The sequence below is a fragment of the Jiella marina genome (assembly GCF_024359545.1).
Classification (GTDB): domain Bacteria; phylum Pseudomonadota; class Alphaproteobacteria; order Rhizobiales; family Rhizobiaceae; genus Jiella.
The window spans coordinates 17262-43023 of sequence record NZ_JAKQZG010000007.1 but is presented as its reverse complement, the minus strand read 5'-3'; the positions used below and the strand labels follow the sequence as shown (position 1 = coordinate 43023).

Below are 25762 nucleotides of genomic sequence, written 5' to 3'. Positions count from 1 at the left end.
GTTTGTCGATCACGAGCCGCCTGCCTGTCCTTTTGGTGTCGGCCACCGCGGCTCTCCTCGTTGCGCCGCAGGCGCAGGCCTTCGAAATTTTCGGCGTCAAGTTCTTCGAAAGCGCGGATTCCGACTTCGAGGTCATCGACCCCCTCGACTATACCGTTACCCTCAACGTGGAGCCCACACCGGAGGATGCGGAGGGCGCGATCGAAGAGACCATCCGCAACGCCTCGACCCTGATCGCCGACGAGGACGACCCTGTTTCAGGCTCGCTCGGCCTCCTTTCCAAGGCGAAGAACGACCGCAAGCGCCTGGTCGCCGCGTTGTTCGAGCAGGCGCGCTATGACGGGCTCGTGGACATCTACATTCAGGGGCGCAACGTCGCCGATCTGCCGCCGGACACGGATTTTGGCGCAGGGCCCGTGCCGGTGACCATCCAGGTGCGCCCGGGGCCGAAATACCAGCTCGGCCGCATTGCCGTCTCCAGTACCAGCGTGCCGGTCGATCCCTCGGAGTACGGCCTCGTCGCCGGTGGCGACGCAGGCTCGGCAAAGGTGCTCGAGGCCGAAGCCAGGATGTTCAAGGCCCTGCGTGACGACGGGCGCCCCTTCGTCGCCGTCACCAATCGCGACATCATCGCCGACGCCGCGACCGACCGGCTGGAATACGAGGTCGACATCGATCCAGGCGATCGCGTGCCCTTTGGCGAGACCTGGGTCGCCGGCGCGGAAGACGTCGACCCGGGTTTCATCGCCTATATGGCCGGCATCAAGGCGGGCGAGGTGTTTTCTCCGCAGGAGCTGGCGGCGGCGCGCGACCGGCTTCTCAAGCTCGGCGTGTTTTCTTCGGTGGTCGTGAAGGAAGCCACCGCCCAGGCGCCGGACGGCACGCTGCCGGTGCAGATCGAGGTGGGCGAGCGCAAATTCGGCTTCTACGGTGTCGGCGCCACCTATTCGAACACCGAAGGCGCGGGCCTCTCCGGCTATGTCGGCCATCGCAATCTGTTCGGCCGGGCCGAGTCGATCCGGCTCGACGCCGAAGTCTCGCGGATCGGCGCGACCGCCGTCACGGGGGAGGCACGCGACACCGACGGGATCGACTATTCCGGGTCGCTGGTCTTCAAGAAGCCCGGCGTTCTCGGCCCGGACTCGGTCTATATCGGCTCGCTCGAAGCCAAGAAGGAGCAGCCGCTCGCCTATGACCGCACGAGCTATGCGGCGACGAGCGGGGTCGAATACGACCTCACCAGCGAGCAGAAGCTCAACGTCACGCTGCGCGCCGAATATGAGGAAATCACCGACTATCTCGGCACACGCGACTACTTCATCACCTCGCTGCCCATTACCTACACCTGGGACGCGCGCGACAACGAGCTCAATCCGACGGAGGGATTCTACTTCCAGGCGCTGGCCGATCCCTCCTACGGCTTCAACACGGGGACCTTCTTCGCTCGAACCCGTGTGGACGCCCGCGCCTATCTTTCCATGACCGAGAGCGACCGTCTGATCCTTGCGGGACGACTTGGCTACGGCACGATCTTCGGCGCAGACCTGTCCGACATTCCCAACGATCGGCGCTTTTATGCCGGCGGCGGCGGCTCGGTGCGCGGCTACGAATTCCAGTCCGTCGGGCCGTATTTCCCGTCCAACGTCCCGCCCGGCTCCGGCTTCAATTCCGAGTTCACCGATACGCCGACAGGCGGCCTCTCGCTTTTCGAGGGCTCCCTCGAGGCGCGCATCGGCGTGACGGAGAACATCCAGATCGTGCCGTTTCTGGATTTCGGCACAGTTGGTGACGATCTCGCGCCGGACTTTTCCACCTTCAAGCTGGGTGCCGGCGCCGGCGTCCGCTATCTGACGAGCTTCGGCCCGATCCGCCTCGACGTCGCCGTGCCGATCGACCCGGGGCCGCGCGACGCCTCCTATCAGATCTACGCCGGAATCGGACAGGCCTTCTGATGACACGCGAACGCCTTGCCGCCCTTCTGTGCACCTTCTTCCTGGCGATCGTGGCCCTGGCCGCGCCGACCCGATCGGCCAGCGCCCAGGAATTCATCGCCAACCAGATCGAGAACCTGATCTCGACCGACACAATGCAGGTCGAGATCGAAGGTCTGTCCGGCGCGATCTCGGGCGAGGTGCGCATCGAGAGGCTGACCGTTTCCGACCCTCAGGGCGTATTCCTGACGGCCAGCGAACTCGCCATGGACTGGTCGCCTCTGGCCCTCGTGCGCTCCAACGTCTCGATCGAGAACCTCTCGGCCGGCCAGATCGTTCTGGAACGTCTGCCGGGCGGGCAATCCGCGTCCGAAGACAGCGAAGGCGGCGGGTTTTCGCTGCCGTCCATCACCGCCGATATCGAACAGATCCGGATCGAGGAGTTCATCCTCGGCGAAGCCATTGCCGGCACGCGGGCGCGGCTGCGGGCGAATGCCAGCCTGACGCTCGAGGACGACCCGACGGCGATCAGCGCCCAGGCGAATATCGAGCGCCTCGACCAGCCCGGGCAGGTCGCGCTCGACATCGCGTTTGCACCGGACGACAATCGCCTGACCGTCGACATCGAGGCCAGCGAACCGGAAGGCGGCCTGGTCGCGACGCTGCTCGGCATTCCCGGCGCGCCGCCGGTCGAACTCACCGTCAACGGTTCCGGCCCGCTTTCAGGCTTCATGGCGAATGGCGCGCTTTCGGTGGCCGGCGAACAGGCAGCGACGCTGACAGCGCGTGTCGACCGGGCAGACGAGGGCTACCGCGCTTCTCTCTCGCTCAATGTCGCGGCGCAGCGTTTCGTCCCGGATGCTTATGCGCGCTACGTCGAAGGCGGCGCGACGCTCGACGCACAACTCCTGATTCGCAATGACGGGTCGTATGTCATCGAACAGGGGACGCTCGCCTCCCAGGCGATCGAGGTCTCGGCCTCGGGCACCATCGATCCGTCGGGCCCCGGCAACGATCTCACCCTCCGCCTTGCTTCGCCGGACGGCCAGCCGATCGCATTCTCATTCGGCAGCGGCGAGGATGCGCCTGCCCTTTCCATCACCAGCGTCGAGGCGGCGCTGCAGGGCGCTCTTTCCGCAGCGACCCTCGAAGCGACCACCAATCTACCCCAGGCCTCCTTCGGCGACTACGGTCTCGACACGATCGGCGCGCGGCTCCAGAGCGACGGGTTCGACCTCCTTGGTCTCAGCGGCCCGTTCGCGCTTTCAGCCACGGCCGAATCCGCGACCGCGCCCGACGGCGTCGCCGACCGCTTCCTGGACGGCTCCCTGCGCATCGAAGGCAACGGCACGCTCGGTCCCGACCAAGTCGAGCTTGCCTCGGCCACGATCCAGACCGGGACGGCGACCGCCGAGGCCAGCGGCACGGCCGCGCTCAACTTCTCGACCTTCGATCTCACCCTCGACTCCGAGTTCCAGACGACGGCCCTTTCGGCCGCCCTCACCCCGATCGCCGGTCAGAATCTATCGGTGTCCGGCCAATTCGCCCGCACCGAAGACGGAGCCTTGAACGCCTCGAACCTTTCGGTCACGGGCGACCAGCTCTCCATCCAGGGCTCTGCTGGCCTCTCCGGTGAGACGGTGTCCGCCGACATTTCCGGCCGGCTCGCCAATGTCAGCAGCTTCAGTTCGGCGCTTTCCGGCGGTGCCAGCTTCTCGCTGACGGCCAACGGTCCTTTGGACAGGCCGGACGTCAATCTGACGGTCGACGGCAACAGCCTGTCGATCAACGGGCGGGAACTCGCCAATCTCACAGTCGAGGCCACAGGCACGCTCGATCCCGGCTCGCCGACTGGCAGCGTTTCGATCAGCGGGGTCGTCGACGGCGAAGAACTTTCCGGCAGCGCCGATCTCGCCACCCTCGACAATGGCACGCGGCGGATCTCGGACCTCAGCATCGGTCTCGGGTCGAACCGCATCACGGGCGACCTGACCCTCTCCGAGAATTTCCTGCCCGAAGGCACGCTCGACGTCAGCCTCGACCAGCTTGCGGCGCTGGCGGCACTTGGCGGTGTCACCGCCAGCGGCGACGTGACCGGCACGATCGGCTTCGATGTCGAGAGCGACGGGACGCCGGTCGCGGCCCTCGACCTTTCGGGCAGCAGCGTCACGGTCTCCGGCAACACGCTCGCCGGCGCCGAAATCGATCTGACGCTCCGCGACTATCTCGGCATTCCCCGGCCCGACGGCACGGTGACCGCGCAATCCATCGAAGCGGCCGGTGTCTCGATTGCGGATCTTGAGGTCGCGCTGTCGCCGGAGAACGACACCACCGCCGTCAGGGCCACGGCCCGCGCCAATGGCGTGCCCGTCACACTCGCCGGCACGGTCGCCTTCGAGCCGAACGAAACGCTCATCGCGCTTGAAACCCTTTCCGCCGACATCCCCGATGCCGCGCTATCGCTGACCGAGCCGGCCCGCCTCAGGATCATGGACGGCACGACGACGCTGTCCGACCTCGTCGTCGCCATCGGCGAGGGAACGCTGCGCGCATCCGGCAGCGCCGGCGAAACGCTGGACTTCTCCGCCTCGCTCGAACAGGTGCCAGCGGCTCTCGCCAATCTCGTCCTGCCCGACCTGTCGCTTGCCGGCACGATCAGCGGTACCGCCGATGCCAGCGGCCAGCCGAGCGATCCGAATGCACGCTTCGACCTGAGAATGAGCCAGATCGTCGCCTCGCGCTCCAACGGCGTTGCGACGCCGCCCGTCGACGGCACGATCGCCGGCCGGTATGACGGCGGCACGGTGACGCTGCAGCGCGCCCAGCTCGATCTCGGCGGCGGCAGCCTGTCGGCGATGGGCACGATCGGCGAAGAACTCGCCCTCTCCCTGCGGCTGAACGCGGCCCCGGTCGCGCTCGCAAACGCTTTCGTGGAAGGCCTGGACGCCTCCGGCACCCTGTCCGGCCGCGCCGAAGTGACAGGTTCGACCGCAAACCCGAATGCCACCTTCAGCCTGAACGGCGACGACATCACCGCCCAGGCGATCACCGAAGCCGGCATCGCGCCCCTGACCCTCGACGCCTCGGGTTCCTACGAAGAGGGGACGCTGACCCTCGAAAATGCCGCGATCGACGTTGGCTCGGGCTCCCTCACCGCGTCCGGGACGATCGGCGAGGAACTCGACGTCTCGGTCCGCGCGAGCAATCTCCCGGTCGGTCTCGTCAACGGCTTCGTGCCCGACATTGAGGCCGAGGGCGTGATCTCCGGCACGGCCACTGCAACCGGCTCGATCTCCGACCCTGAGGCCGATTTCGACATCACCGGCTCCGGCATCACCACCCGTCAGATCGCCCGGTCCGGGACCGCCCCGCTCGATCTCCGGCTCGCCGGAAGCTATGCGGAGGGAACCGCGACGATCGAGACCGGCGTCGTCAATGTCGGCGCGGGCTCGCTGCGGATCTCCGGCCAGGTCGGCCAGACGCTCGATGTCACGGCCGAACTCAACCGCCTGCCGGTCGGTCTCGTCAACGGCTTCGTCGACGGGCTGAACGCCGAAGGCACGCTTTCCGGTTCGGCCCGGGCATCCGGCCCGCTCGCCGATCCCACCGCGACCTTCGATCTGTCCGGCTCGGGCATCACCACCGAGGACATCGCAGCCGGCGGCATCGCGCCGCTCTCGCTGGAAGCGGCTGGTTCTCTCGAAGACGGTACGGTGCGCCTCGAAACGGCGCGGGTGATCGTCGGCGACGGCTCGCTTCGCGCCAGCGGCACGGTCGGCCAGTCGCTCGATCTCGACCTTTCGATCGAAGAGCTTCCTGTGGGTCTCGCCAACGGTTTCGTCGAGGGGCTGAATGCCGAAGGCACGATCTCCGGCACCGGCCAGGCCACCGGCTCGCTTTCCGAGCCGCAGGCGACCTTCGAACTGACCGGCTCGGGCATTACGACCGATCAGATCGCCCGCTCCGGCGTCGCTCCGCTCACGCTCGACGTCGCCGGCTCCTATGCCGACGGCACCGCGCGCATCGAAACCGCGGAACTCGAAGTCGGCACCGGATCGCTCACGGCCAGCGGCACGGTGGGCGAAACCCTCGATCTCTCGCTTTTATTGAACGAATTGCCGGTCGGACTCGCCAATGGCTTCGTCGACGGGCTCGGCGCGCGCGGCACCGTCTCCGGCAACGCCACGGCGACGGGCTCCCTCTCCGATCCCGTGGCCGAGTTCAGCCTGAGCGGCACGGGCATCACCACGGCGGATGTCGCGCGCTCCGGCGTCGCTCCCCTCACCCTCGACGTCGCCGGCACCTATCGCGACGGCACGGTCAACCTCGCCAATGCGGAGGTCGCCGTCGGCAACGGCTCGCTGACCGCCAACGGCACGATCGGCCAGTCCCTCGACATCGACGTCACGCTCGATCAGTTGCCGGTCGGCCTCGCCAACGGCTTCGTCGACGGGCTCGGCGCGCGCGGCACGATTTCCGGCACCGCGTCGGCGACCGGCTCGCTGTCGAGCCCGAATGCCAGTTTCGATCTCGCGGCCCGCGACGTGTCGGTGGCCCAGAGCCGGGCCGCCGGCGCCCCGAGCCTCAGCGCCGACCTCGAAGGCAGCTATCAGAACGGCAGCGTCGATCTACGCCAGGCCGTGGTCAATGTCGGGGGCGGCACGATCCAGGTCACCGGCAGCGCCAGCCCGAACGATTTGAACCTGACGGCGGAAATCCGAAACCTCCCGGCCTCGATCGCCAGCGCCGCCGCAGGCGGCCTCGCCCCCCAGGGCACGATCAACGGCACGGCCCGCGCCTCCGGCTCGCCGAGCAATCCGCAGGTGCGCTACGATCTCAACGCTTCCGGCGTCTCGCTTCAGCAGACCCGCGACGCCGGCGTCGGTGCCCTGTCGATAGACACGAGCGGACAGTATCAGGGCAACCGCGTCACCACAGACACGCAGCTGTCGGGCAATGGCGTCGCGCTTTCGGTCAACGGCTCGGTCGGGCTGTCCGGGACGCCCACGCTCGATCTTTCGGTGGACGGCACCGCTCCGCTGTCGCTTGCCAACCGCATCCTCGCAGAAGGCGGCCGGTCCATCGAAGGCACAGCACGGATCGACGCCCGCCTCAGCGGGCCGGCGACCCAGCCCAATGTCAACGGCACGGTCAGCGTCGACGGCGCCCGGCTGGTCGATGCCAATTACAACATCGCCCTCAACGGGATCACCACCACGATCGCCCTCAACGGTCAGTCGGCGACGATCCAGTCCTTCACCGCCCAGCTCTCGTCCGGCGGCAGCCTGAGCGTCGGCGGCACGGTCGGGCTCAACGGACAGTTCCCGGCGGATTTGTCCATCCAGCTCGACAGCGCCCGCTACAATGACGGCGAACTCATCGCTGCCCGGCTTTCCTCGGACCTGACGCTGACCGGCCCTCTTCTCGGCACACCGACGCTCGCCGGCACGATCAACGCCGAAGAAATCGACATCATCGTGCCGGAAAACCTGCCGAGTTCGCTGGCTAGGATCGACGTTACCCATCGCAACGCCCGTCCGGCCGTCTACGAACAGCAGCAAGAATTGTTTCCCGATCGCGGCCGCGGAAGCGCGGGCGGCGGCGGCGTCAATCTCGACATCACCTTCAATGCGCCCAACGAGGTGTTCGTTCGCGGACGCGGTCTCGACGTCGAGCTCGGCGGCCGGATCCGCATCACCGGCTCCAGCGCCAATCCCTCGATCGTCGGCGGTCTCGACCTGATCCGCGGGCGGTTCCAGATCCTCGCGCGCCGGCTTGAATTCCAGCGCGGCCGCCTGACCTTCACCGGCGACCTGATCCCAACGCTCGATCTCGAAGCGACCTCGGACGTCGAAGACGTCACCGTCTATGTGACCATCACCGGCCCGGCCACCGATCCGTCGATCGACTTTTCGTCCAACCCGGCCCTGCCGCAGGAAGAAGTGCTGGCCCGCCTGATCTTCGGCCAGGGCACGTCGGACCTCTCTCCCCTGCAGATCGCCCAGCTTGCCGAAGCCGCGGCGACGCTTGCCGGTGTCGGCGGCTCGACTGGACTTCTCGACAATCTGCGCTCTCAGCTCGGCGTCGACGATCTCGACATCACCACGACCGAGGATGGCCAGACCGCCGTTGGCGTCGGCAAATATCTGAACGACAACACCTATCTCGGCGTCGACTCGACCGGCCGGGTGTCCCTCGACCTCAAGCTCGGCGGCGGCGTGAAAGCACGCGGTGCCGTCAACGCCGAGGGCAATGGCGAGGTGGGCATCTTCTACGAAGGCGAATTCTGAGCGACGGCCTTGGGGTAGGAGGAGCCTGAGGGGTTTGGCGTCATACCAGCGGCTCGGGATGCTGAGGCATCGTGCCGCTGGAGACGTTCAGGCCCCGCCGGCTTCACGCTCACAGTGCACGACACATCGATAGAATTGCTGGTTTCCGGCGCCCGGCTTCTCCCAATTGAATGCGCGAATGGGAAAGGTCGTTATGCTCGAGCTCCGTCCCGAGCATCCAGGGATGCTTCGCAACCGTTTGAAATCGAATGCTTTCTGGATCCTCGGGACGGAGCCCGAGGATGATGGTGCGTGAGTGGCGACGGCCCCACCGCCCAATAACGTATACTCGACCAGCGACGTCTCGTGCACAGTGCTTCATACTGGCTGCCCCGACTTGGGACAGCAGCACTGCCGGTGTCGAAGGCCTTGCCCCTTACCCGCCGAGATATTCCTCGATCAGCGCGGTCACTTCGGCGTTGCGTTCCCGCCCCGTGCGCCCGCCCATGACCACGACGATCAGACGGCGACCATTGCGCGTGGCGGTCGCGACCAGATGGAAGCCGGCGTCGCGGATATAGCCGGTCTTCAGGCCATCAACGCCGCGCACCTTGCCGAGAAGCTTGTTGGTGGCGTGGTAGGTGCGGCCGTTATAGTTGAATTCGGTGGAACGGAAGAGCGGGGCGTATTCGGGAAAGCGCGACAGCAGCGAGCGGCCGAGGATCGCCATGTCCCGCGCGGTCGAGATCTGACGCGGGTCCGGCAGCCCCGAGGCGTTGACGAAGCGGGTGTTGCGCATGCCAAGCGATTTCGCCTTGGCGGTCATCACGGCGGCGAAGGCCGGCTCGCTGCCGGCGAGGTTCTCGGCGATCACCGCGGCAACGTCATTGGCAGACTTGATCGCTATCGCCTGGGCCGCATCGCGAACCGCGATGGTCTCGCCGGGCTTCAGACCGATCTTCACCGGCGGCTTGGAACTGGCGTATTCGCTGACCCTCAGCCGGTCGTCGAGCGACAGCTTGCCCGCGTCCACCGCCTCGAACACGAGGTAGAGGGTCATCATCTTGGTGAGCGAGGCCGGATAGCGCAGACCGTCCGGCGCCTCCTGGCGCAGGATGCGGCCGCTCTGATAGTCCATCACCAGGATCGAACGACCCCGCACCTGGGCCTGGCTCGCATCCGACAGCGTTGCGACACCCAGGCCTGCGGGGGAAAGCTCGGCGGTCTGGCAGCCTGCGAGGAGACCCAGGACAAGAAAGGCGGCAGCCCGGAGTGTTCGGGCGATACCAGGCTGTGGAAACCGTCGGGTCATGAGCTGCCACCGGTCCTTTCGACGTTCCGATCGGATCAGCTATGCGCAAGCGGGAAAAACGCGTCAAACCCTGAGACCGGGCTCGAATCTTATTCAAATTGAATGTGCTAACCTCGCCACAGAGCGCATCCGCCGCCACGGGCGATCCCGTCAGCAGGATGGGCCGGCACGAAACCTCCTGGCTACAGCCGCATTAGGCCGACATCGCCTTGTCACGAAGGATGGGGTAGCCGTTCCTCGAAGGACACAGGACACACCGACGGAAAGGTCCGGCATATGCGCGCGGCAGTGTATTTCACCCCCCCGGCAGGTTCGCCGCTTGCGCGCACGGCGGCGGAATGGCTTGGGCGCAACCCCTTCGACGGCGAAGCGACGCGCGCACCCGATCCCGAGATCGACCCGTTGATCGCGGCCCCAACTCGCTACGGGTTCCACGCAACCATCGTCGCGCCTTTCCGCTTCGCGCCGGGTATTGATCTCGAAGCCGTCGATCAGCGTCTGGCGGAGTTCTGCGCCTCGCGCGACGCCGTGACGATTCCGGCGGTGACGATCGCCCGCCTCGGACGGTTCTTCGCACTCGTCCCGGCTGAGCCCTCGACAAAGCTCGACGATCTCGCCGGCTCGGCCGTGCGGGCCTTCTCGTCTCATCGCGCGAAACTCGATGAAAACGAGATCGCGCGGCGACGGCCCGAAACGCTGTCGGAGCGCCAGCGCGCCTATCTCGGCGAGTGGGGCTACCCCTATGTCTTCGAAGACTTCCGCTTTCATATGACGTTGACAGGCCCGGTTACGGACGACGAGGCCGAGACGGTTCAAGAGAGGCTGACGACGCGCTTCGCGGACTTCGAAGGCCAGCCTCTCGTCATCGATCAACTGGCGATCTTCATCGAGCCGCAACCGGGCGAACCGTTCAGGGTGCACTCGGTTCACCGCTTCGGGGAGTAGAGCGAGACGACGCCCTTGAGCGGCCAAGAGTTGGCCGTGTGAAGGGGCGACCGTTACACCCGGCCTTCACTCACTTGCCAGCGATCTCGCGCTGAAACCGCGCTTCCAGTTCCGGATCGGGTGGCGGCGGCGACAGATCGACCCCGTCGGAAAGCCGCGCCGCGACGTGGGACAGGGCATTGACGCGCGCGAACTTCTTCTGGTTCGCGGCCACGACATGCCAGGGCGCCTCCGGCGTGTCGGTGCGTTCGAGCATATCGTTGACGGCGGCTTCGTAGTCGTCCCACCGCTCGCGATTGCGCAGGTCTTCCTCGGTCAACTTCCAGCGTTTGAGCGGGTCGCGCAGCCGCTTTTCGAAGCGCCGAGCCTGCTCGTCGCGATCGATGTAGAGGAAGATCTTGGCGATGCGTGTGCCGCTGTCGAGCAGCATCGCCTCGAAGGCATTGATCTCGTCATAGGCGCGGCGCCAGTCGCCGGGAACGGCAAAGCCTTCGACCCGCTCGACCAGAACACGGCCATACCAGGAGCGGTCGAACACGGCGATTTCCCGTTGCTTTGGCAAGCGGTCCCAGAATCTCGCGAGATAGTGCCGCGCCTTTTCCTCGTCGCTGGGTGCCCCGATCGGCCAGACCTTGAAACCGCGCGGGTCCATGACACTCGCCATGCGGCGGATCGCACCGCCCTTCCCCGCCGCATCCCACCCTTCGAAGACGACGACCCCGTGCTCGCCCGATCTCAGATAGGCCTGCTGAATAGACTGGAAGCTTTTCAGAAGTTCGGCCATGCCGTCTTCATAGGTGGCGTCATCGAGCCTGGCCGACATGTCCAGTTCTGAAAGTCGCATGGTCCGTCCTTTGGTGTCGCGCCTTACGGAGAGACGAGAAGAGACTGCCGGCCCGCCCGGCCTGTCCTGCCCGACGATCGAGACGTCCGGCGGACTGCCCATGGGGACGACAGTGCTATATGGAAACCGGAATCGGGCGGACGAACCGCCGCTCCACCCGAAGCCATCTTCTCTTTCGCTCCGATTCCGGAGCAGATCATTCTATGCATTCCACGACAAGACTTCTCTTCGGCGCCAGCCTGACCCTTGCCATCGTCATGGGCGTGGGGCGTTTCGTCTACACCCCGCTCCTGCCGCTGATGCAGCGGCAATACGGCTTCGGTCCCGACACTGCCGGCCTGATCGCCAGCGCGAACTTCGCCGGCTATCTCGCCGGTTCCATGCTCGCCACGCTGACCTCGGGCGGTACGGCGCGGATTGTCGCCTTTCGCGCCGGTCTGGCGGCGAGCGTGCTCACCACGATCGGCATGGGGCTGACGTCGGATCTGTATGCCTGGCTCGTCCTGCGGACGATCTCGGGCGTCGCGAGCGCTTTCGCGATGATCGCGGCGGCGGGCATCGCGGCGGAGGCCTTGAGCCGGATCGACGAGGAAGGGCGGCTCGCCTGGGTGTTCGGCGGCGTGGGCAGCGGGATTGCCGTCTCGGGACTTATCGTCCATGAGACACTCGATGTGCTTTCATCCTCGTCGCTCTGGGTCCTGACCGGGTTGGTGACGGCACTTCTGATGCCGATCGCGCTCGTCTTCGTCAGCGAACGCGACCTGCCGCCCTCCTCGCGCCGCCGCAACCCGAAACGGCGCGTGCCGCGTCCCCTGCCCTTCTGGCCGCTCTTCGTGAGCTACACCTGCGAGGGCCTCGGCTATTCGGTGTTCGCGACCTTTATCGTCGCCCTGATCAAGGCGCGGCCAGGGATCGAGGCCCTGGGCGACTGGGTCTGGATCGCCGTCGGACTCGCAGGGCTGCCCAGTTGCCTGATCTGGTCGAAGCTCGCCGAACGCATCGGCTTCGCCGCCGCACTCGCCGGCGCCTTCTGCGCCCAGATCGTCGGCGTGCTGCTGCCGGTGGTCAGCCTGCACCCGGCGGCGGCGATCCTCGGCGCCATCCTCTTCGGCGGCACCTTCATCGCGATCACGCTGCTGACCATGCCGCTCGGTCGTCATGGGCTCGGCGGTCGGGGATTCGCGGTACTCACGGCCGGGTTCGGGCTCGGTCAGATGCTCGGGCCCTTGGGAGCCGGCTACCTCGTCGCCGGCGACGACGCCTATGAGCCGGCGCTTGCCGCGTCGGGCGGTGTCGTGGCGCTGGGACTGGTCGCGCTCATCGTTGCGATCCGTCTGCGCCGCTGAGCGGAGGCGTCGGCCCAACCGCTCTGCCAACGTCTGCGAAGCGCTCAGCCCTGATCCGCATCTTCCGGGTCGGGCGCTTTCGTGGTGTCGCCCCCTGAGGCTTCGAGCCGCTCCAGGAAGGTGTCGCACCAGTTCGCCGCCGTGCCATGGAAGACCGCGTCGCGCATGGTCTCCCAGCGGCGCTTGCGTTCCTCGAAAGGCATGGTGAGCGCCCGCTGCAAAGCGCGGGCGACGTCGTCGGTCGAATAGGGATTGACGACGAGCGCATCCTTGAGCTCCGAGCGCGCCCCTGCGAAGCGGGAAAGGATGAGCACGCCCGGATCGTCCGGATCCTGGGCCGCGACATATTCCTTGGCGACGAGATTCATGCCGTCGCGCAGCGGCGTCACCAGACAGACGCGCGCCGCCCGGTAGATCCCGGCCAACGCCCGGCGGGTGAAGCCGCGGGTCATGATCTGGAGAGGCGTCCAGTCGAGGGTCGCGAAGCGGCCATTGATGTGGCCGGCCAGTTCCTCGAGCTCCCGGCGAAGCTCCACATAGGCGTCGAGTTCGGAGCGCGAGAGCGGCGCGACCTGCAGGAACTGCACCTTGCCGCGGTTCTCCGGATAGTCTTCCAGAAGGCGCTCGAAACCCCGGAACCGTTCGACCAGACCCTTGGAATAGTCCATCCGGTCGACGCCGATGATCTGCAGCCGATCGCCGGCGATGTCGCGCACCATCTCCTCGTGCTCGCCGGCCTCGGGCGAGACGGCGAAACGGGCATAGCCGGGGGCATCGATCCCGATCGGATAGGCGTCTGCAATGACCTCCCGGTCGCCAACGCGGACCCGTTGGTCCGGCAGTTCCTCGCCGTCCAGTTCCTGGACACAGAAGCTGACGAAGTTCCGGCGGTCGGTTTCGGTCTGAAAGCCGATCACGTCATAGGCAAGCATCGCCCGCACGATGTCGTGGCTCGCGGGAAGCGCGGTGAAGATTTCCGGCGCACAGAAGGGAATGTGCAGGAAGAAGCCGATCCGCCCCTTGTAGCCGCACTGGCGCAGCTCCGAGCCGAGATAGAAGAAGTGGTAGTCATGCACCCAGACGAGATCGTCTTCTTCGAGGAGCGGGGCGAGACGGGCGGCGAAGCGCTGGTTGACGGAGCGATAGATGCGATCCGACTGGCGGTCGAATTCGGCGAGATCGAGCCGGTAGTGGAGGAGCGGCCAGAGCGAGCGGTTGGCATAGCCGTAATAGAAGCCTTCGAGCTCCTCCTCGTTCATGTCGATCGTCGTCATCGCGACGTCGTTCTCGACCTCCGTCGAGGCTTCCTTGAAGGTGCCCTCAGCGGAAGTGCTGCCGCTCCAGCCGAACCAGAGCCCGCCCCGGCGCTTCAGCGCATCCGACAGTCCGACCGCGAGGCCACCCGCCTTTCCTTCGTCGTTCAAAGGACCAACGCGGTTCGATACGGCAACCAGACGGTGACGCCCCTCAGCCATTGTCTCTCTTTCTTCCCTTATGTTTCCTGCCTGCAACCAGAACGTCGAGGCTCCGGCATTCGTTTCCGCTCAGCCGGCGAGCCAGTCGTGGACCGCCGCCACATCGGCCAGCCGATAGTCGGCCACGCTTTCCTTGGCCCCGACCTTCACGGCGATACCGCCTTTTTTCGACACGATCTTCAAGGCAAACTCGTCGGTCGTGTCGTCGCCGACATAGATGGGGACGCGTCCCTCGAATGGCGACGACGTCATGAAGTCGTCGACCGCCTTGCCCTTGTCCATGCCGGCGGGATGGACCTCGACGATGTTGTCGCCCTTCATCACCACCAGATCGTTTCGGCCCTCGGTCGCGCGCTCCATCGCCGTTTCGGCGAGGTCAGCGAGATCGGGCGCGGTGCGATAATGAAGGACGAGCGCCGTGCCCTTGTCTTCGAGTTGCAGGCGCTGGTTTTCCTCGAGGATCGGGGCGAGCCCGTCACGCACCGGATCCAGCGCCTCGGGCGCCATCAGGATTTCGACATCAGCCTCGGGACGTCGGCGGCGTTCGAGCCCGTGAACGCCGGCAGCCGCGAAGGAAAGTGGGGCCAGAAACCGGTCGAGATCGGCAATCTGGCGCCCGCTCACCACGGCCAAAGCTCCGGAGAGCCGATCGGTCAGAACACGCAGTCGTTCGATCCGGTCCGGCGCCAGATGGACCTTCTGCGGATCGTCCACGAGATCGACGAGCGTGCCGTCGAAATCGAGGAAAAGGGCATGGGTCTCAGGGTCGATCGCGGGTGGATGTTGCATGACGTCGCCATCTAGAGCGGGGGCGATGGAAGTGTATCATTCCCCCGGATGCGCCCCACCGCCTCCCGGTCAGCGTTCGATGCGGAAGGACTGCAACGCAACGGACACGGGAATATTCGTCTTGTCGAGCATCCGCTGGAATTCGGCGAACACGGAAGGGGCTCGGGCCGGCAGGACCGGCAGCAGGGTGGCGACGGATTTCTCAGAACTCACAACCATCATCAATTGCCGTTCCGGGGCTTCGCGCTTCATCTGGAAGAACAGACTGAGCGACGCTGTGTCGGCGCTGCGGTCGAGCACCTGCGTCGCATCCTGGACGAAGCCGAGACTGTCCACGAAGAGCACCAGAACCTCGCGCGAGCCGAGATTCTTGAGGCTTGCCTCTATGGACGCGCCGCTCCTGATCAGATCTTGGTCAAGCTCGACCTGGGCCGGCGGGACCTCGCTTCGCCGCTGGTCGGCGGCGAAATCCACCGCCGCGCACTGCGGCGCGGTGACGGGGCGCACTTCGATGTCCGGCTCGAGCGAAAACCGCTCGACGAAGCGCGCGAGCAGAGTTTCCGCCTTGCTGCCATCCGTGCCGTAGGCTTCGATCCTCACCGCGCTGTCAGAGACGTGGGCGGGCACTGCGTGAAAGCAGGCGCCGGCCGAAAAGCTGCGGATGAACTCGACGAAGGCGGCCGTCTTGTCGACGGCTTCGGGCACCGGAGCGGGCTCCTGCCGCATCGCCAGTTCGGTCTCGCGGGGCTCGGCATCGGCTCGAGATTGGGGTTGAGCGGCCGGTTCCGCCTTCGGCGGCATTGGGAGAGAGGGTGCGACCGGTTCAGGCCGAGGTCCCGGACTTCCGGCGTCCCTCGCGGCCACCTCTCTCGATCCGGATTCTTTCGGGGAAAGTGCCGAAGGCTGCGGATCGTTCGTCTCACGCTTGGCCACGGTCACGGTGTCTTCGGGCTCATCCGTCGGCACGGAGTCCAAGCCTGCCAGAGCGGCGACCCTCTCGAATTCGCGGATTGTGGCATTTCGCCATTCCGGCCACAGCGCGATAATCCCCACACCCAGCCCCACCGCGAGAAGCATCATGACGAAGACGACACGCGGCCAGAGCCTGCGGGGCTTCGGCGGGGCGACGACGTTTGACCCACCGTCGCGCGTCGTCTCCGTTCCCGGCCGCCGCGGCCAACTCCCGCCCTGACGAGCATCTGGCGAATTAGGTTGCCAGCCGCCGGGACGCGCCAGCCCCGTCGTCAGCGGCCCCATGTCTGCCAGCGTTTCGTAGATTTCGCCCATATCGGCGGGACGATCGGCCGGATCGGGCTGAAGCATCTTTGCGATCAGCCCTCGCAACGGCTCCGGCAGATTGGAAATCTCGGGCACGACGCTGCGCTTTTCGATGCGCGCGTAGTCGCTGTCGCCGGTCATGTCTATCGGCCGACCGCGGAGGGCGGCGGCGGCCAGAAGGCCGAGGCTGTAGATATCGGATTTCGGCGTGACCTCGCCGTGATAGCGACCCAATTGCTCCGGCGAGACGAAGTTGAACTTGCCGGCGAAGGTCTTGCCGAGGATCGTCTTGTCTCCCGGCCGGGCCGATTTGGCGATGCCGAAATCGATGAGCTTCGCCCGGTCGACGTCGTCACCCGGCAGGATCACATTGTCGGGCGAGAGATCGCGATGGATCACGCCCGCCCGGTGCGCGACTTCGAGCCCGGCGGAAATCCGCATCAGGAGCCGGCGCACCTCTTCCGGCGACAGCGGCCGTTCGGAGGCGATCTTCTCCAGCGACCGCCCCTCGACGAACTCCATGGCGAAATAGGCGCGGTTCAGCCGCCGGTCGACAGCGACGTCGCGGGAGCGCACGATCGCGTCATGGGTCAGCCCCGACAGCGTGTTCGCCTCGCGCATGAAGAGTTGCATGAAGGTCTGGTCGCTGGCGAATTCCGGCAGAACCACCTTGATCGCCACCGGCTGGCCGCTGGCGATGTTGCGGCCGCGATAGACCTCGCCCATGCCGCCCGCCGCCAGAAGCCCGTCGATCACATAGACGTCGTTGAGTTCGACGCCGGGCGCGAGCCGCGCGGCGCCCGCTGGTGACGTGATCCGTGTTGCCTCGGCGCGGAAGCCCTCCGGCTCGGGCGCATCGCCTTCACCGTGCTGCGGGTCGTCAGCCATCGGACGGCTCGTCCCCTGCATTCGCGGCAAGGCAGCGGATGACGACGACCGTCACGTTGTCGCTGCCCCCACCTGCAAGTGCGGCCGCGATCAGCCGTTCCGTCGCCGTTGCGGCATCGCTGCCGCTGAGAAGTGGGCCGATCTGGTCGTCCCGGACATGGGCCGTCAAACCGTCGCTGCAGATCAGGAAGACGTCGCCCGGCGAGACCACGTCCGAAATCCGGTCGAGTGCGAGATCGGGATCGACGCCGACGGCACGGGTAATGACGTTGCGCTCCGGCCAGCGCTCCGCCTCCTCGGCACTGATCAGGCCGCCGTCGAGGAGTTCCTGGATCTGCGAGTGATCCCGCGTGAGCTGTTCCAGCCGCCCCGCGCGCAGACGGTAGAGCCGGCTGTCGCCGGCCCAGAGGCAAGCAAAACGGTCCGAAAAGAACAGGACCACCACCACCGTCGTGCCGATCGTCGCGCCTGCCTCCTCCGCCATGGTCAGGATGGCCCGGTTGGCGGCGAACAGCCGATCTTCCACCCGCGCGCGCAGATCCGGCGCGGTGGTGGCCACACCGATCGTCGCCAAGCGCTCGACGATCGCCGCGCTGGCCCGGTCGCCGCCGGCATGACCGCCCATGCCGTCGGCGACGGCGAAGACCCCGATTTCGGGGTCGATGAAAAACCGATCCTCGTTGAGTTGCCGGACATGGCCCACATGTGTCGCCCCGTCGGCGTCGAGGTGAAAGGCGATCAAGGTCATGGCCCTGCTCCCGTGACACCGCCATCCGCCTGCGCCAGATCCGGCGCCTTACCGTCGAGCATGGCGGCAAAGACCTGCGGCTGCGGCAGTCCGGAGCAGGAATACCAGGCGGGCGCCCCCGCATCGGCATGACCGGCGGTCCAGAAGTAGCTCGAGCCTTCCGCGAGACGGCGGTGATCGGCCCGGCAAGCCTCCTGCAGCAGACGCACGACGGCCGGCGCCGCATCATCTGCCTCCCGCTCCGCCGATCCGGCGGGCGCGGCGCCGTCGACGCGTATTGGCGGCTGGGGCAGATCGTTCAGGACCTCGGCCACATCGAAGGGCGCGCCGGTGTCTGCGCTCAGCGTATCGAGCAAACGCGCCTCCATCGCGGAAAACACCCTCTCCATCGGGTCGATCAGCGGCAATTCGATGGAGTGGTCTTCGGGCGCGAGGGCAAACAGCGTCAGGGGAAACTTCCGGCCGACACCGTCGACCGAGGGAATGAGAACGCCGCAGGCCGACACGCCGACCACCGCGCGACCGAACCAGAACCGCCAGGCCGGCATGACCATGTAACGATCGTCGAATTCCTCTCCCAGGGCTTTACGGCTCTGAGCAACGGCCTGTTCGAGCCATCCTTCCCAGGCGTTCAGAAGGGTTTTCGGCATTCCGTGCGAGACGAAGTCGCGGCGCTGCGGCAGTTTGCCGAAGAGAGCGAAGATGCAGGCCGGCGCGGCATCGCCGCAGGCGGCCCCGCTCCCGGCCGAGCCAGGCTCCGTAATGGGGTTCGGCGCGTCTTCGCTCAAAGGTCCGACGGACATTGGAACTGCCTGAGAGCCTCCAGATAGAAGGGGTTGAGCGCGGTATCGATGCGCACCGCATAACTCACCGAGCGCCCGCCGATCGGGTAGCGCACCTGGATGACGTCGCCGCTCTTGCGGGGGGAGCCGGCGGCGATCATGCGCATCAGCGCCCAGGGGCCGATCTTCTTGACGAAATGCTGCCGGCCGGGCTGTGGCGGCATCAGATGCACCATCACTTCGCCACCCCCGCCGGAATTGGGCCATTCGAAGGTCCGCGAAGGGCTCGACGAAAAGCCTTGGCGGAAAGTCTGAAGGATCTCGTTGTTGACGGTCAGAAGCGCGTATTCGGCCGGCCCATCGAGGGCGGTCTGCTCGAAGCGTAGCGCCACTTTCGGCGTACCCCCGCCCTGAGGGAAGAACGCATCGCGGATCTGGCCGGCACGCTGGAAATTGGCGAGTGTCTGGTCGGAGAGGCTGCGGCCAAGCGGCGTGTCGTCGCGCCAGCGCCACGTCGAACCGCTGAGATCGACAAAGGGCGCAAGCTTCTGCTGGAAGAAGCGGTCGATGATACCGTCCGGCGCAAAGAGCCGCGAGAATTCATCGATCGACACATCGCTTGAACTTGAACGATCGAAGGGATAGCGACCGCCGACGATGCGCTGGCAATCGCGGGTGACGCGGCCCTGCAGATCCTGGATAAGCTCTGCCTTCGACGCATCGACGGCGTCGCCCTCGATGTCGTTCAGAGCCGACTGCACCATGCGCGCGATCGGCTCCGGCAGCCGCGAAATCGATGAGCGGATCGCACCCGAATAGCGCTGCAACTCCGCCTCGCCCTGTCCCGAAGCGGTTGGGTCGCGCGCCATGATCACGAGGTTCTGGTGAACCCCGGCAAAGTTCTGGCGGACGTTGTCGATCTGCCTTTCACCACGGTCGCCGACGACGAGCCGGTGATAGGTCTGGAACTGCGCTTCGATATTGCGGCCGGAGAGCAGCTCGGCAGGGTCGGTACCGCCGCCCGCGCCGAGATAGCCGCCCACCCGATTTTGGGACTTCTTCACCGCAATATCGAGACCGATCCGCGTCCAGGCGCCGGAGCGATCGCGGAAGCGCCTCAGCGCCTCGCCGGCGAAGGCGCCGGCGACGGACTCGCCATCGCCGCCGGAGGAGGCCGTCGCATTCGCAGTCTCGGCTTTCTCGCCCTTCGACAGCTCGGTCTCGCGAGCCACCTCTTCGACCAGCACGACCAGCGGCGAGGTCGGAGCGCCGAGCGCTCCGAGCGAGCTATAATAGGGCTTGTCCGCCGCCATCTCCTGAAGTCTCAGACTGGCGAGCATGTCGTTCCAGGCGGCGACGAAATCCCGGCCGTAGCGCTCCAGAAGTTCAGGCCCCAGGGACGCCAGCTGGTCGTCGATCACGGCCTGCTCGCCCAGTTCGCCGAGAACCCAGCGGTTGTTCTCGTAGCGCTCGGCCGCCTCGGCGAGACGATCGAGGAAGACCTCGTGGAAGCCGGCATAGGTGTAGAGCATCGGCACCCGGACGCTTTCGAGCGGCGAACCGTCGACGGTCTGGAACACCTGATCGGCGTCCTGGGCGATCCGGTCGACGAGGACGAAATCCGGATAGGCCGCAGCACCCGCCCCCTCGCCCGACTGGATTGCCGCGTAGGCCTGGTCCGCGATCGACATGCGCGCCAGCGTCTTGCGCGCGCTCTGGATGAGATCGCCATTGAGCTCGAAGACCGGTTGGCGGCGGCGATCGAGATCGAGCATGGCCTGGACATGCAGCTGCAACAGGCTCTGCATCGCCAATCCGCCCTGCCCGACATAGGCCTCCTGCCAGAGATGCGTCTTGAGCCAGGCGAGGACCAGATCCTCGTCGACGCTCGGGGCCTTGCCGCCGAGCATGAGATAGACCTTGAGCGCATCGAAGATGGGCATCGGATCGTTCGAGCCGATGAGCCCCGCCAGATGCTGCTCGATGCCGAGGAGAAGGCGAGATTTCAGCATGCGGTCGAGACTTGCCTGATAGCCAGCCTCGGCGGAGGAGACGAGTTCCGGGCGCACGCTGAGGCCGAAACCCTCGCCGATCGGCGCGCCGACATCGCGGTTCGCGTAGCCCACGGGCATCGCCCGCAAGATGTCGAGATTGCGTGCCGCGGCCGTCGCATCGGCGTCGGCGACTTCGGACATGGCGAGGTCGGCCGCCGCAGCCTCGTTGAAGCGCGAGACTTCGCCGCTCGTCTCGGCGATCAGCGCGCGATTGGCGAGATAGCTCCAGCTCCACAGCCCGGTGAAGACCGCCGCGGCGAGGCAGATCGCGGCCACGGCACCGTAGCGCATGGCGAGCCCGCGCAGGACGGCGGCCCGGTCGTGAGAAACGAGGCCAGCTTCGGCGAAGATCACGTGCTTCAGAAGATCGTGGAGAAAGAAGCTGCGGCCCTTGCCCGACATCAGCGCGCCGGCGTCTGCCAGACCACCGCGTCGATCCGCCATGGCGCCGGCCATCGCGCCGAGCAACTGGTCGATCGGCGTTCCCTCCTGCGTGCCGGAGGTGAAGTAGAAGCCGCGAAGATTTGCCTTGGCGCGGTAGCGGGTCGGCTCGAAGATCCGGCCGAGCATGCCGCAGACGGCATCCTTCAGCATCGCGAACTGGGCCGGAAAGCCGTAGACGGCAATACGCGACTGGCCATCCGGCTCCTCGTGCAGCCGGTCGGTCAGTTCCTCCGTCAGCCGGCGCACCAGCGCGTCGAACTCTTCGGGGACTTGGGGCAGGAGCGAAGCGTCGCGCTTGCCGCTCTGGACCGTCGCGCCCCAGACCTTCTGCCGCCGCGACTTGGTGAAACTGCCGAAATAGTCCGAAAAGCCGGCGATCAGGTCGGCCTTGGTGAAGAGCACATAGACGGGGAAGTCGACCTTCAGCTCCCGATGCACTTCGGTGAGCCGGTCGCGGATCTGCGTGGCGTAGCGCTCGGTCTCGGCTGGCGGCAGGGTGATCAGATCTTCGAGGCTGATCGCCAGGATGACGCCATTGATCGGCTGGCGCGGCCGCTGGGCCTTCAACAGCCCCAGAAAGTCCTGCCAGCTCTTGGCGTCGGCCCGCTCGTCGGAATCCTGGGTCGTGTAGCGGCCCGCGGTATCGATCAGCACCGCATCCTCGGTGAACCAGAAATCGCAGTAGCGCGTGCCGCCGACGCCGGCGATCGCCGCCGGTCCGCCGGGTCCGGCAAGGGGAAATTCGAGCCCGGAATTGACCAGCGCCGTCGTCTTGCCGGAGCCGGGTGGACCGATGATCACATACCAGGGCAGTTCATAGAGATAGGTGCTCTTGCCGCTCGACTTCTTGAGGACGGCGATCGCGTCGGCCATGCGATCCGACAGGATCGCGCCGTCGCCATCCACCACCGGCTCGGCGTTTTCCGCGACGAGGGCGGCCTCCATCGCCTTCTCGGCCTTTCTCCGGCGCCACGCCTTGATGCCGTAGACGAGCGCGATCGTCAGCCCCAGCAGGCCGATCAGCAGAAGCCGCACCCAGACGGACGCGAAGGGGCGATATTCCGCAAAGGCCAGAAGCGGCCCGGCCAGCCAGACCACGGCGGCGAAGGCGAGAAAGCCGATGACGATCAGGAGGGGAAGGATGATCCGCTTCATGACGGCATGCCCATTCGAATCGCCATGATCACAGCGTCTCCTCCCGCGGAATCGAGATCTCGACGCGGCGGTTCTGCCGCTTGCCTTCATCGGTGGCGTTGTCGGCGATCGGCTGATCGGCGCCCCGTCCTTCGACGACGATGCGCCCCGGCTCGGACAGATGCGCGGCGATGACCGCCTCGACGGATTTCGCCCGGGCGAGCGAGAGCTCCTGATTGGACTTGAACTGGCCGAGGCCACTCATCCTGACATTGTCGGTATGACCGACGACGAAGATCTGGCCGGGTTCGTCGTCCAATGCCGATGCGATCCCCTGGGCCAGCTTTTCGAATGCCGGCGTCACGTCGGCACTGCCGCTGTCGAAGAGTAGCGTGTTGTCGACGCGGATAGTGATGGCCTCACCGACCGGTTCGACGGCGACGCCGCCCCTGTCGATCTCGGGCGACAGGGCGGCTCGAATGCGTTCGAGCTGGGTCGACTGGATCGGTGGCGGCACGAAGCGTTCCGCCGTCGGCGGCCGGACGAGCGCGATCTTTGGCTGATCTCGCAAGGCAAGGAGTTCGTCCGCCACGGCCTGGGCATCGGAAACGAGCAGGATCCGAAGGGTAAAGAAGAGGCCCACCAGGGCAACCGCCGCCAGGCTCGCCAGGACCCAGAGCGGGACCGCCGCCCGCAGGGCCCGTGCGCCGATCGCCTGGCCCTGCCAGCGGGGCGAGATGTCGTCGTCATTGCGCGCCCGGACCCGGCGCAGCGCCTCGTAGACGTTGCGCCGCTCGTTGGAAAGGCCCGCGTCGCCGCCATGACCGGTGCGATACTTGCCCTCGAAGCCGAGCGACAGACAGGCGTGATAGAGTTCCAGAAGATCGAACTGTGCGGCCGGGTTGGCGAGGATCTCGCGCAGGACCTCGAAGAACTCGACGCCCGAATCGCGCACGCCGAAGAAGCGGGCGAGCATCGGGTAACGCAGCCATTCCGCCCGCTCGCGGCTCGGCAGGTTCTGGACAATGTCGTCTGCGGTGGCGCAGAGCGCATACTGGCCGCGCCGCGCATCGTCGTTGGAGTAGCCGGCTTCCGCCGCCCGCTCGCCGAACCGTTCGATCTCGCCGATGACGTGATTCATCAAAGGCGCGGCTTGAAGCTCGACCACGCCAAGGCGCAGGCGGCCTATCAGGATCAGAAGCGGCGCGGCGGCGTCGAGCAGCGGATTGGCGCTCGCCATGCGCTCGCCTTCGCGCGCACCGATGACGGAGGCGAGCGGGATCTTCGCCTGGGGCGCGATCGGTTTCTCCTTCGCGCGATCCTCGGGAAAGAGGTTCTGCGCGGTTTCGCCCGCCCTTGGCGCGCGCCAGCCGCCCGGCATCTCGCCGGAATCCTCCCAAGCCGCGCGACGCTTCGGGTCGGAGGCCGACCAATGGCCATCGCCCTGGCGCGCCGGCTGGGCCCAGGGATCGGAGGTCGGCCCCTGCCCCGGACCATTCGGCCTTCGGCCGCCGGGATTGGGGCGAATGACGGTCCGCCCACCCCATTCGCTGTTGTCACCGCTCATCGGTAGCCCTCCTGGATCGCCCACAGATCCATCGAAAGCTCAGGCCAGTCGGCCGAGACCTGCACGCCGATGCCGGGTGCCACGGAGAACTCGCGCCACAGCGGCGATTGCTTGTCGAGGCGGAAATAGACTCGGTCGGAAAAGGTCTGGATCTGGCGCGGCGGCGTCGGCATCTCGATCAGCGCGATGCCCGGCAGATGCATGTGGACGATCTCGTCCATGCGCGTCGTCGGGCCGATCTTGCAGAGATCGGGAAAGCGCGCGCGGATCTGCGCCTGCGGCCGCGCAGCCGAAACTTCGAGCACGAAGACGGCGTCGCGAAAGAGATTGCGATTCTTGATCGGCGCGATAAACTGGTTCTTCTCGCGCTCCTCCAGATCGAGCCGGATCGGCCGGCCGATGTCGATGTTCAACAGCCGCTGGATATCGTCGAGCACCGGCTCGAACGTGCCCTTCAGATCGTCCTGATCATAAGCCTTGTAGGACTTTGCCTTCCGCTCCGGCGAGAAGGTCGAGAGTTCCCCGGCGATCGCCAGAAGCTCGCGGTAGAGTTCCACCGGGTGGGTATAGCGGGAGGCCTTCAGGTGCTTCAGCCCGCCGATCACCCGGTTGAGCATCTGAAGCCGCAGATAGTCGATGTTCTGAAGCCCCCCGCGCGACGACGGGTCGGCGGCAAAGCGGGCGAGCGTCGCCAGATGATTGTCGATCCAGCCGATCACCCGCTCGCCGAAGCCCGCGACGACCCGGTGGGCGTCGAGCGCCAGAACCGGCGGCGCGAAGCTCTGGTCGAAGACAATCGTCTTGTCCCGGACCTCGACGATGCGGGCGATGCGCATGGAGTGGAATCCGCGACGTGCCGTTTCGCGGATGTCGAAGGTCACGCGCGGATGGGCGACCTCGATCTCCTCCTCGACCTGCATGGAAGCGGCCGAATCCACGATCGTCTCCAGGTCGCGGGTGTAGCGGCTGGCGCTTTCGGCTTCCGGCATGTCGATCTCGCGCCCGTTGACGAGAGCGGCCGGCAGGGTCAGCCAGGCAAAGAGCTGCCCGGCATCCTCCGGCACCTCCACCGGCTGAGGCAGCGGACTGACCCCCGGCATGTCGAAGGGCGTGCCGTCGGGCATCAGGCCGGCGGCGCGGCGCAGCGCGAATTTCGACTGCTGGGCCAGGTCCGCGTCGATTTCGAGCTCGGAAAAGCCCCAGGGGTAAGGCGAGAGATGCCGCACCCGGCATTCGAGGAGCTTTTCCAGATAGCGATCGTGCTGCTGCAGATGATGCTGCCGCAGGAACAGCCCTTCGGACCAGGCGACCTTGCTATACCAGGACATCGCTCGCGGACCTCATGGAATGCAGCGCCCTTCTCTCAAAGCTTCTCGAAGGCGGCGGTGAAGCCCGCCAGTGAAAGCTGGAAGACGACCTTGCCCCCGGTTTCACGGACGACGCCGGCATTCAGCGTCCGGCCGGACTTCATCGCCTCGATCAGCGCCGGCTCGAGCGGCAGGCTGGCGTAGCTGCCATTCTGATCGGCCGTGCGGATCGCCACCTGCCGGTGATCGCCCGAGTCGACCCAGAGTTCGATGCCCTCCGTCAGGACGACCCCATGCGGCAGGCTGAGCCGCATTTGCGGTTGGCCGCCTTCCGTGCCTTTGGCAACGGAGGCGGCAAACAGCCGCTGTCCGGTCGCCCGCGCCCGCAGCGACTGCTGCATGGTACAGACGAGGTCGGCGCTTCTGGCCGGGGCCGCGCAGGTGACCGACCAGGGCTGCCTGACCTCTGGCGCCGGTGCCTGCGCCTCTGGGCGGGCGGCCTCGGCCGCACCGCCCGACTGGCCGTTCTGAGCCTGGCTGACGGCAGGAGCGAGCGCGAAACCGAGGCCGAGGACGAGGCACAGAACGGCTGCGACGATGCCGAGTTTGGCGGAGGCCGGGGCTGTCCTGGTCATCCTCCCCGCCTCCT

General features: G+C 66.4%; 15 protein-coding genes. 4 read left to right on the top strand and 11 right to left on the bottom strand.

Going from position 1 to position 25762, the window contains the following annotated elements; genetic code table 11:
* Positions 1–2: 2 nt before the first annotated feature.
* Both MF134_RS13370 and MF134_RS13365 read left to right on the top strand, forming a co-directional pair.
* Positions 3–1952 carry an autotransporter assembly complex protein TamA gene (locus MF134_RS13370; protein ID WP_255339973.1) on the top strand — a complete coding sequence of 650 codons (1950 nt, stop codon included), beginning with the start codon at positions 3–5 and terminating at the stop codon, positions 1950–1952.
* Positions 1952–8221, top strand: a complete 6270-nt coding sequence (locus tag MF134_RS13365; RefSeq protein ID WP_255339972.1) for a translocation/assembly module TamB domain-containing protein — start codon at positions 1952–1954, stop codon at positions 8219–8221. The genes MF134_RS13370 and MF134_RS13365 overlap by 1 nt, the downstream gene beginning before the upstream one ends.
* A 415-nt stretch (positions 8222–8636) precedes the next feature.
* Here the strand turns inward: MF134_RS13365 and MF134_RS13360 are convergent, their stop codons facing one another.
* Positions 8637–9512 carry a D-alanyl-D-alanine carboxypeptidase family protein gene (locus MF134_RS13360; RefSeq protein WP_255339971.1) on the bottom strand — a complete coding sequence of 292 codons (876 nt, stop codon included), beginning with the start codon at positions 9510–9512 and terminating at the stop codon, positions 8637–8639.
* 276 nt (positions 9513–9788) lie between these two features.
* Between MF134_RS13360 and MF134_RS13355 the strand changes: the two genes are divergently transcribed.
* Positions 9789–10457: a DUF1045 domain-containing protein gene (locus MF134_RS13355; protein ID WP_255339970.1), complete on the top strand. Its 669-nt coding sequence runs from the start codon at positions 9789–9791 to the stop codon at positions 10455–10457.
* Positions 10458–10527: 70 nt separating this feature from the next.
* Here the strand turns inward: MF134_RS13355 and MF134_RS13350 are convergent, their stop codons facing one another.
* Positions 10528–11301: a polyphosphate kinase 2 family protein gene (locus MF134_RS13350; protein WP_255339969.1), complete on the bottom strand. Its 774-nt coding sequence runs from the start codon at positions 11299–11301 to the stop codon at positions 10528–10530.
* 203 nt (positions 11302–11504) lie between these two features.
* Between MF134_RS13350 and MF134_RS13345 the strand changes: the two genes are divergently transcribed.
* A complete protein-coding gene (locus MF134_RS13345; protein WP_255339968.1) occupies positions 11505–12647 on the top strand; it encodes a YbfB/YjiJ family MFS transporter in 1143 nt (380 codons plus the stop codon).
* 44 nt (positions 12648–12691) lie between these two features.
* Here the strand turns inward: MF134_RS13345 and MF134_RS13340 are convergent, their stop codons facing one another.
* From MF134_RS13340 to MF134_RS13300, 9 genes are all read right to left on the bottom strand, one after another.
* The gene (locus MF134_RS13340) at positions 12692–14122 is read right to left on the bottom strand and encodes an alpha,alpha-trehalose-phosphate synthase (UDP-forming) (protein WP_255339967.1); all 1431 of its coding nucleotides are present in this window, start codon (positions 14120–14122) and stop codon (positions 12692–12694) included.
* 69 nt (positions 14123–14191) lie between these two features.
* The gene (gene otsB / locus MF134_RS13335) at positions 14192–14911 is read right to left on the bottom strand and encodes a trehalose-phosphatase (protein ID WP_255339966.1); all 720 of its coding nucleotides are present in this window, start codon (positions 14909–14911) and stop codon (positions 14192–14194) included.
* Between the two features lie 69 nt (positions 14912–14980).
* Entirely contained in the window at positions 14981–17077 is a 2097-nt protein-coding gene (locus tag MF134_RS13330) for a protein kinase domain-containing protein (protein ID WP_255339965.1), read from the bottom strand.
* A complete protein-coding gene (locus tag MF134_RS13325; RefSeq protein WP_255339964.1) occupies positions 17070–17825 on the bottom strand; it encodes a PP2C family protein-serine/threonine phosphatase in 756 nt (251 codons plus the stop codon). Before MF134_RS13325 ends, MF134_RS13330 begins: the two co-directional genes overlap by 8 nt.
* Positions 17822–18628 (bottom strand): type VI secretion system-associated protein TagF, encoded by an 807-nt coding sequence (gene tagF, locus MF134_RS13320; RefSeq protein WP_255339963.1) that lies wholly within the window; start codon positions 18626–18628, stop codon positions 17822–17824. The genes MF134_RS13325 and tagF overlap by 4 nt, the downstream gene beginning before the upstream one ends.
* Positions 18610–22260 (bottom strand): type VI secretion system membrane subunit TssM, encoded by a 3651-nt coding sequence (gene tssM, locus MF134_RS13315; RefSeq protein ID WP_255339962.1) that lies wholly within the window; start codon positions 22258–22260, stop codon positions 18610–18612. Before tssM ends, tagF begins: the two co-directional genes overlap by 19 nt.
* 28 nt (positions 22261–22288) lie before the next feature.
* The gene (tssL, locus tag MF134_RS13310) at positions 22289–23806 is read right to left on the bottom strand and encodes a type VI secretion system protein TssL, long form (RefSeq protein ID WP_255339961.1); all 1518 of its coding nucleotides are present in this window, start codon (positions 23804–23806) and stop codon (positions 22289–22291) included.
* The gene (tssK, locus tag MF134_RS13305; RefSeq protein WP_255339960.1) at positions 23803–25134 is read right to left on the bottom strand and encodes a type VI secretion system baseplate subunit TssK; all 1332 of its coding nucleotides are present in this window, start codon (positions 25132–25134) and stop codon (positions 23803–23805) included. The genes tssL and tssK overlap by 4 nt, the downstream gene beginning before the upstream one ends.
* A 35-nt stretch (positions 25135–25169) precedes the next feature.
* Positions 25170–25748: an invasion associated locus B family protein gene (locus MF134_RS13300; RefSeq protein WP_255339959.1), complete on the bottom strand. Its 579-nt coding sequence runs from the start codon at positions 25746–25748 to the stop codon at positions 25170–25172.
* Positions 25749–25762 lie beyond the last annotated feature (14 nt).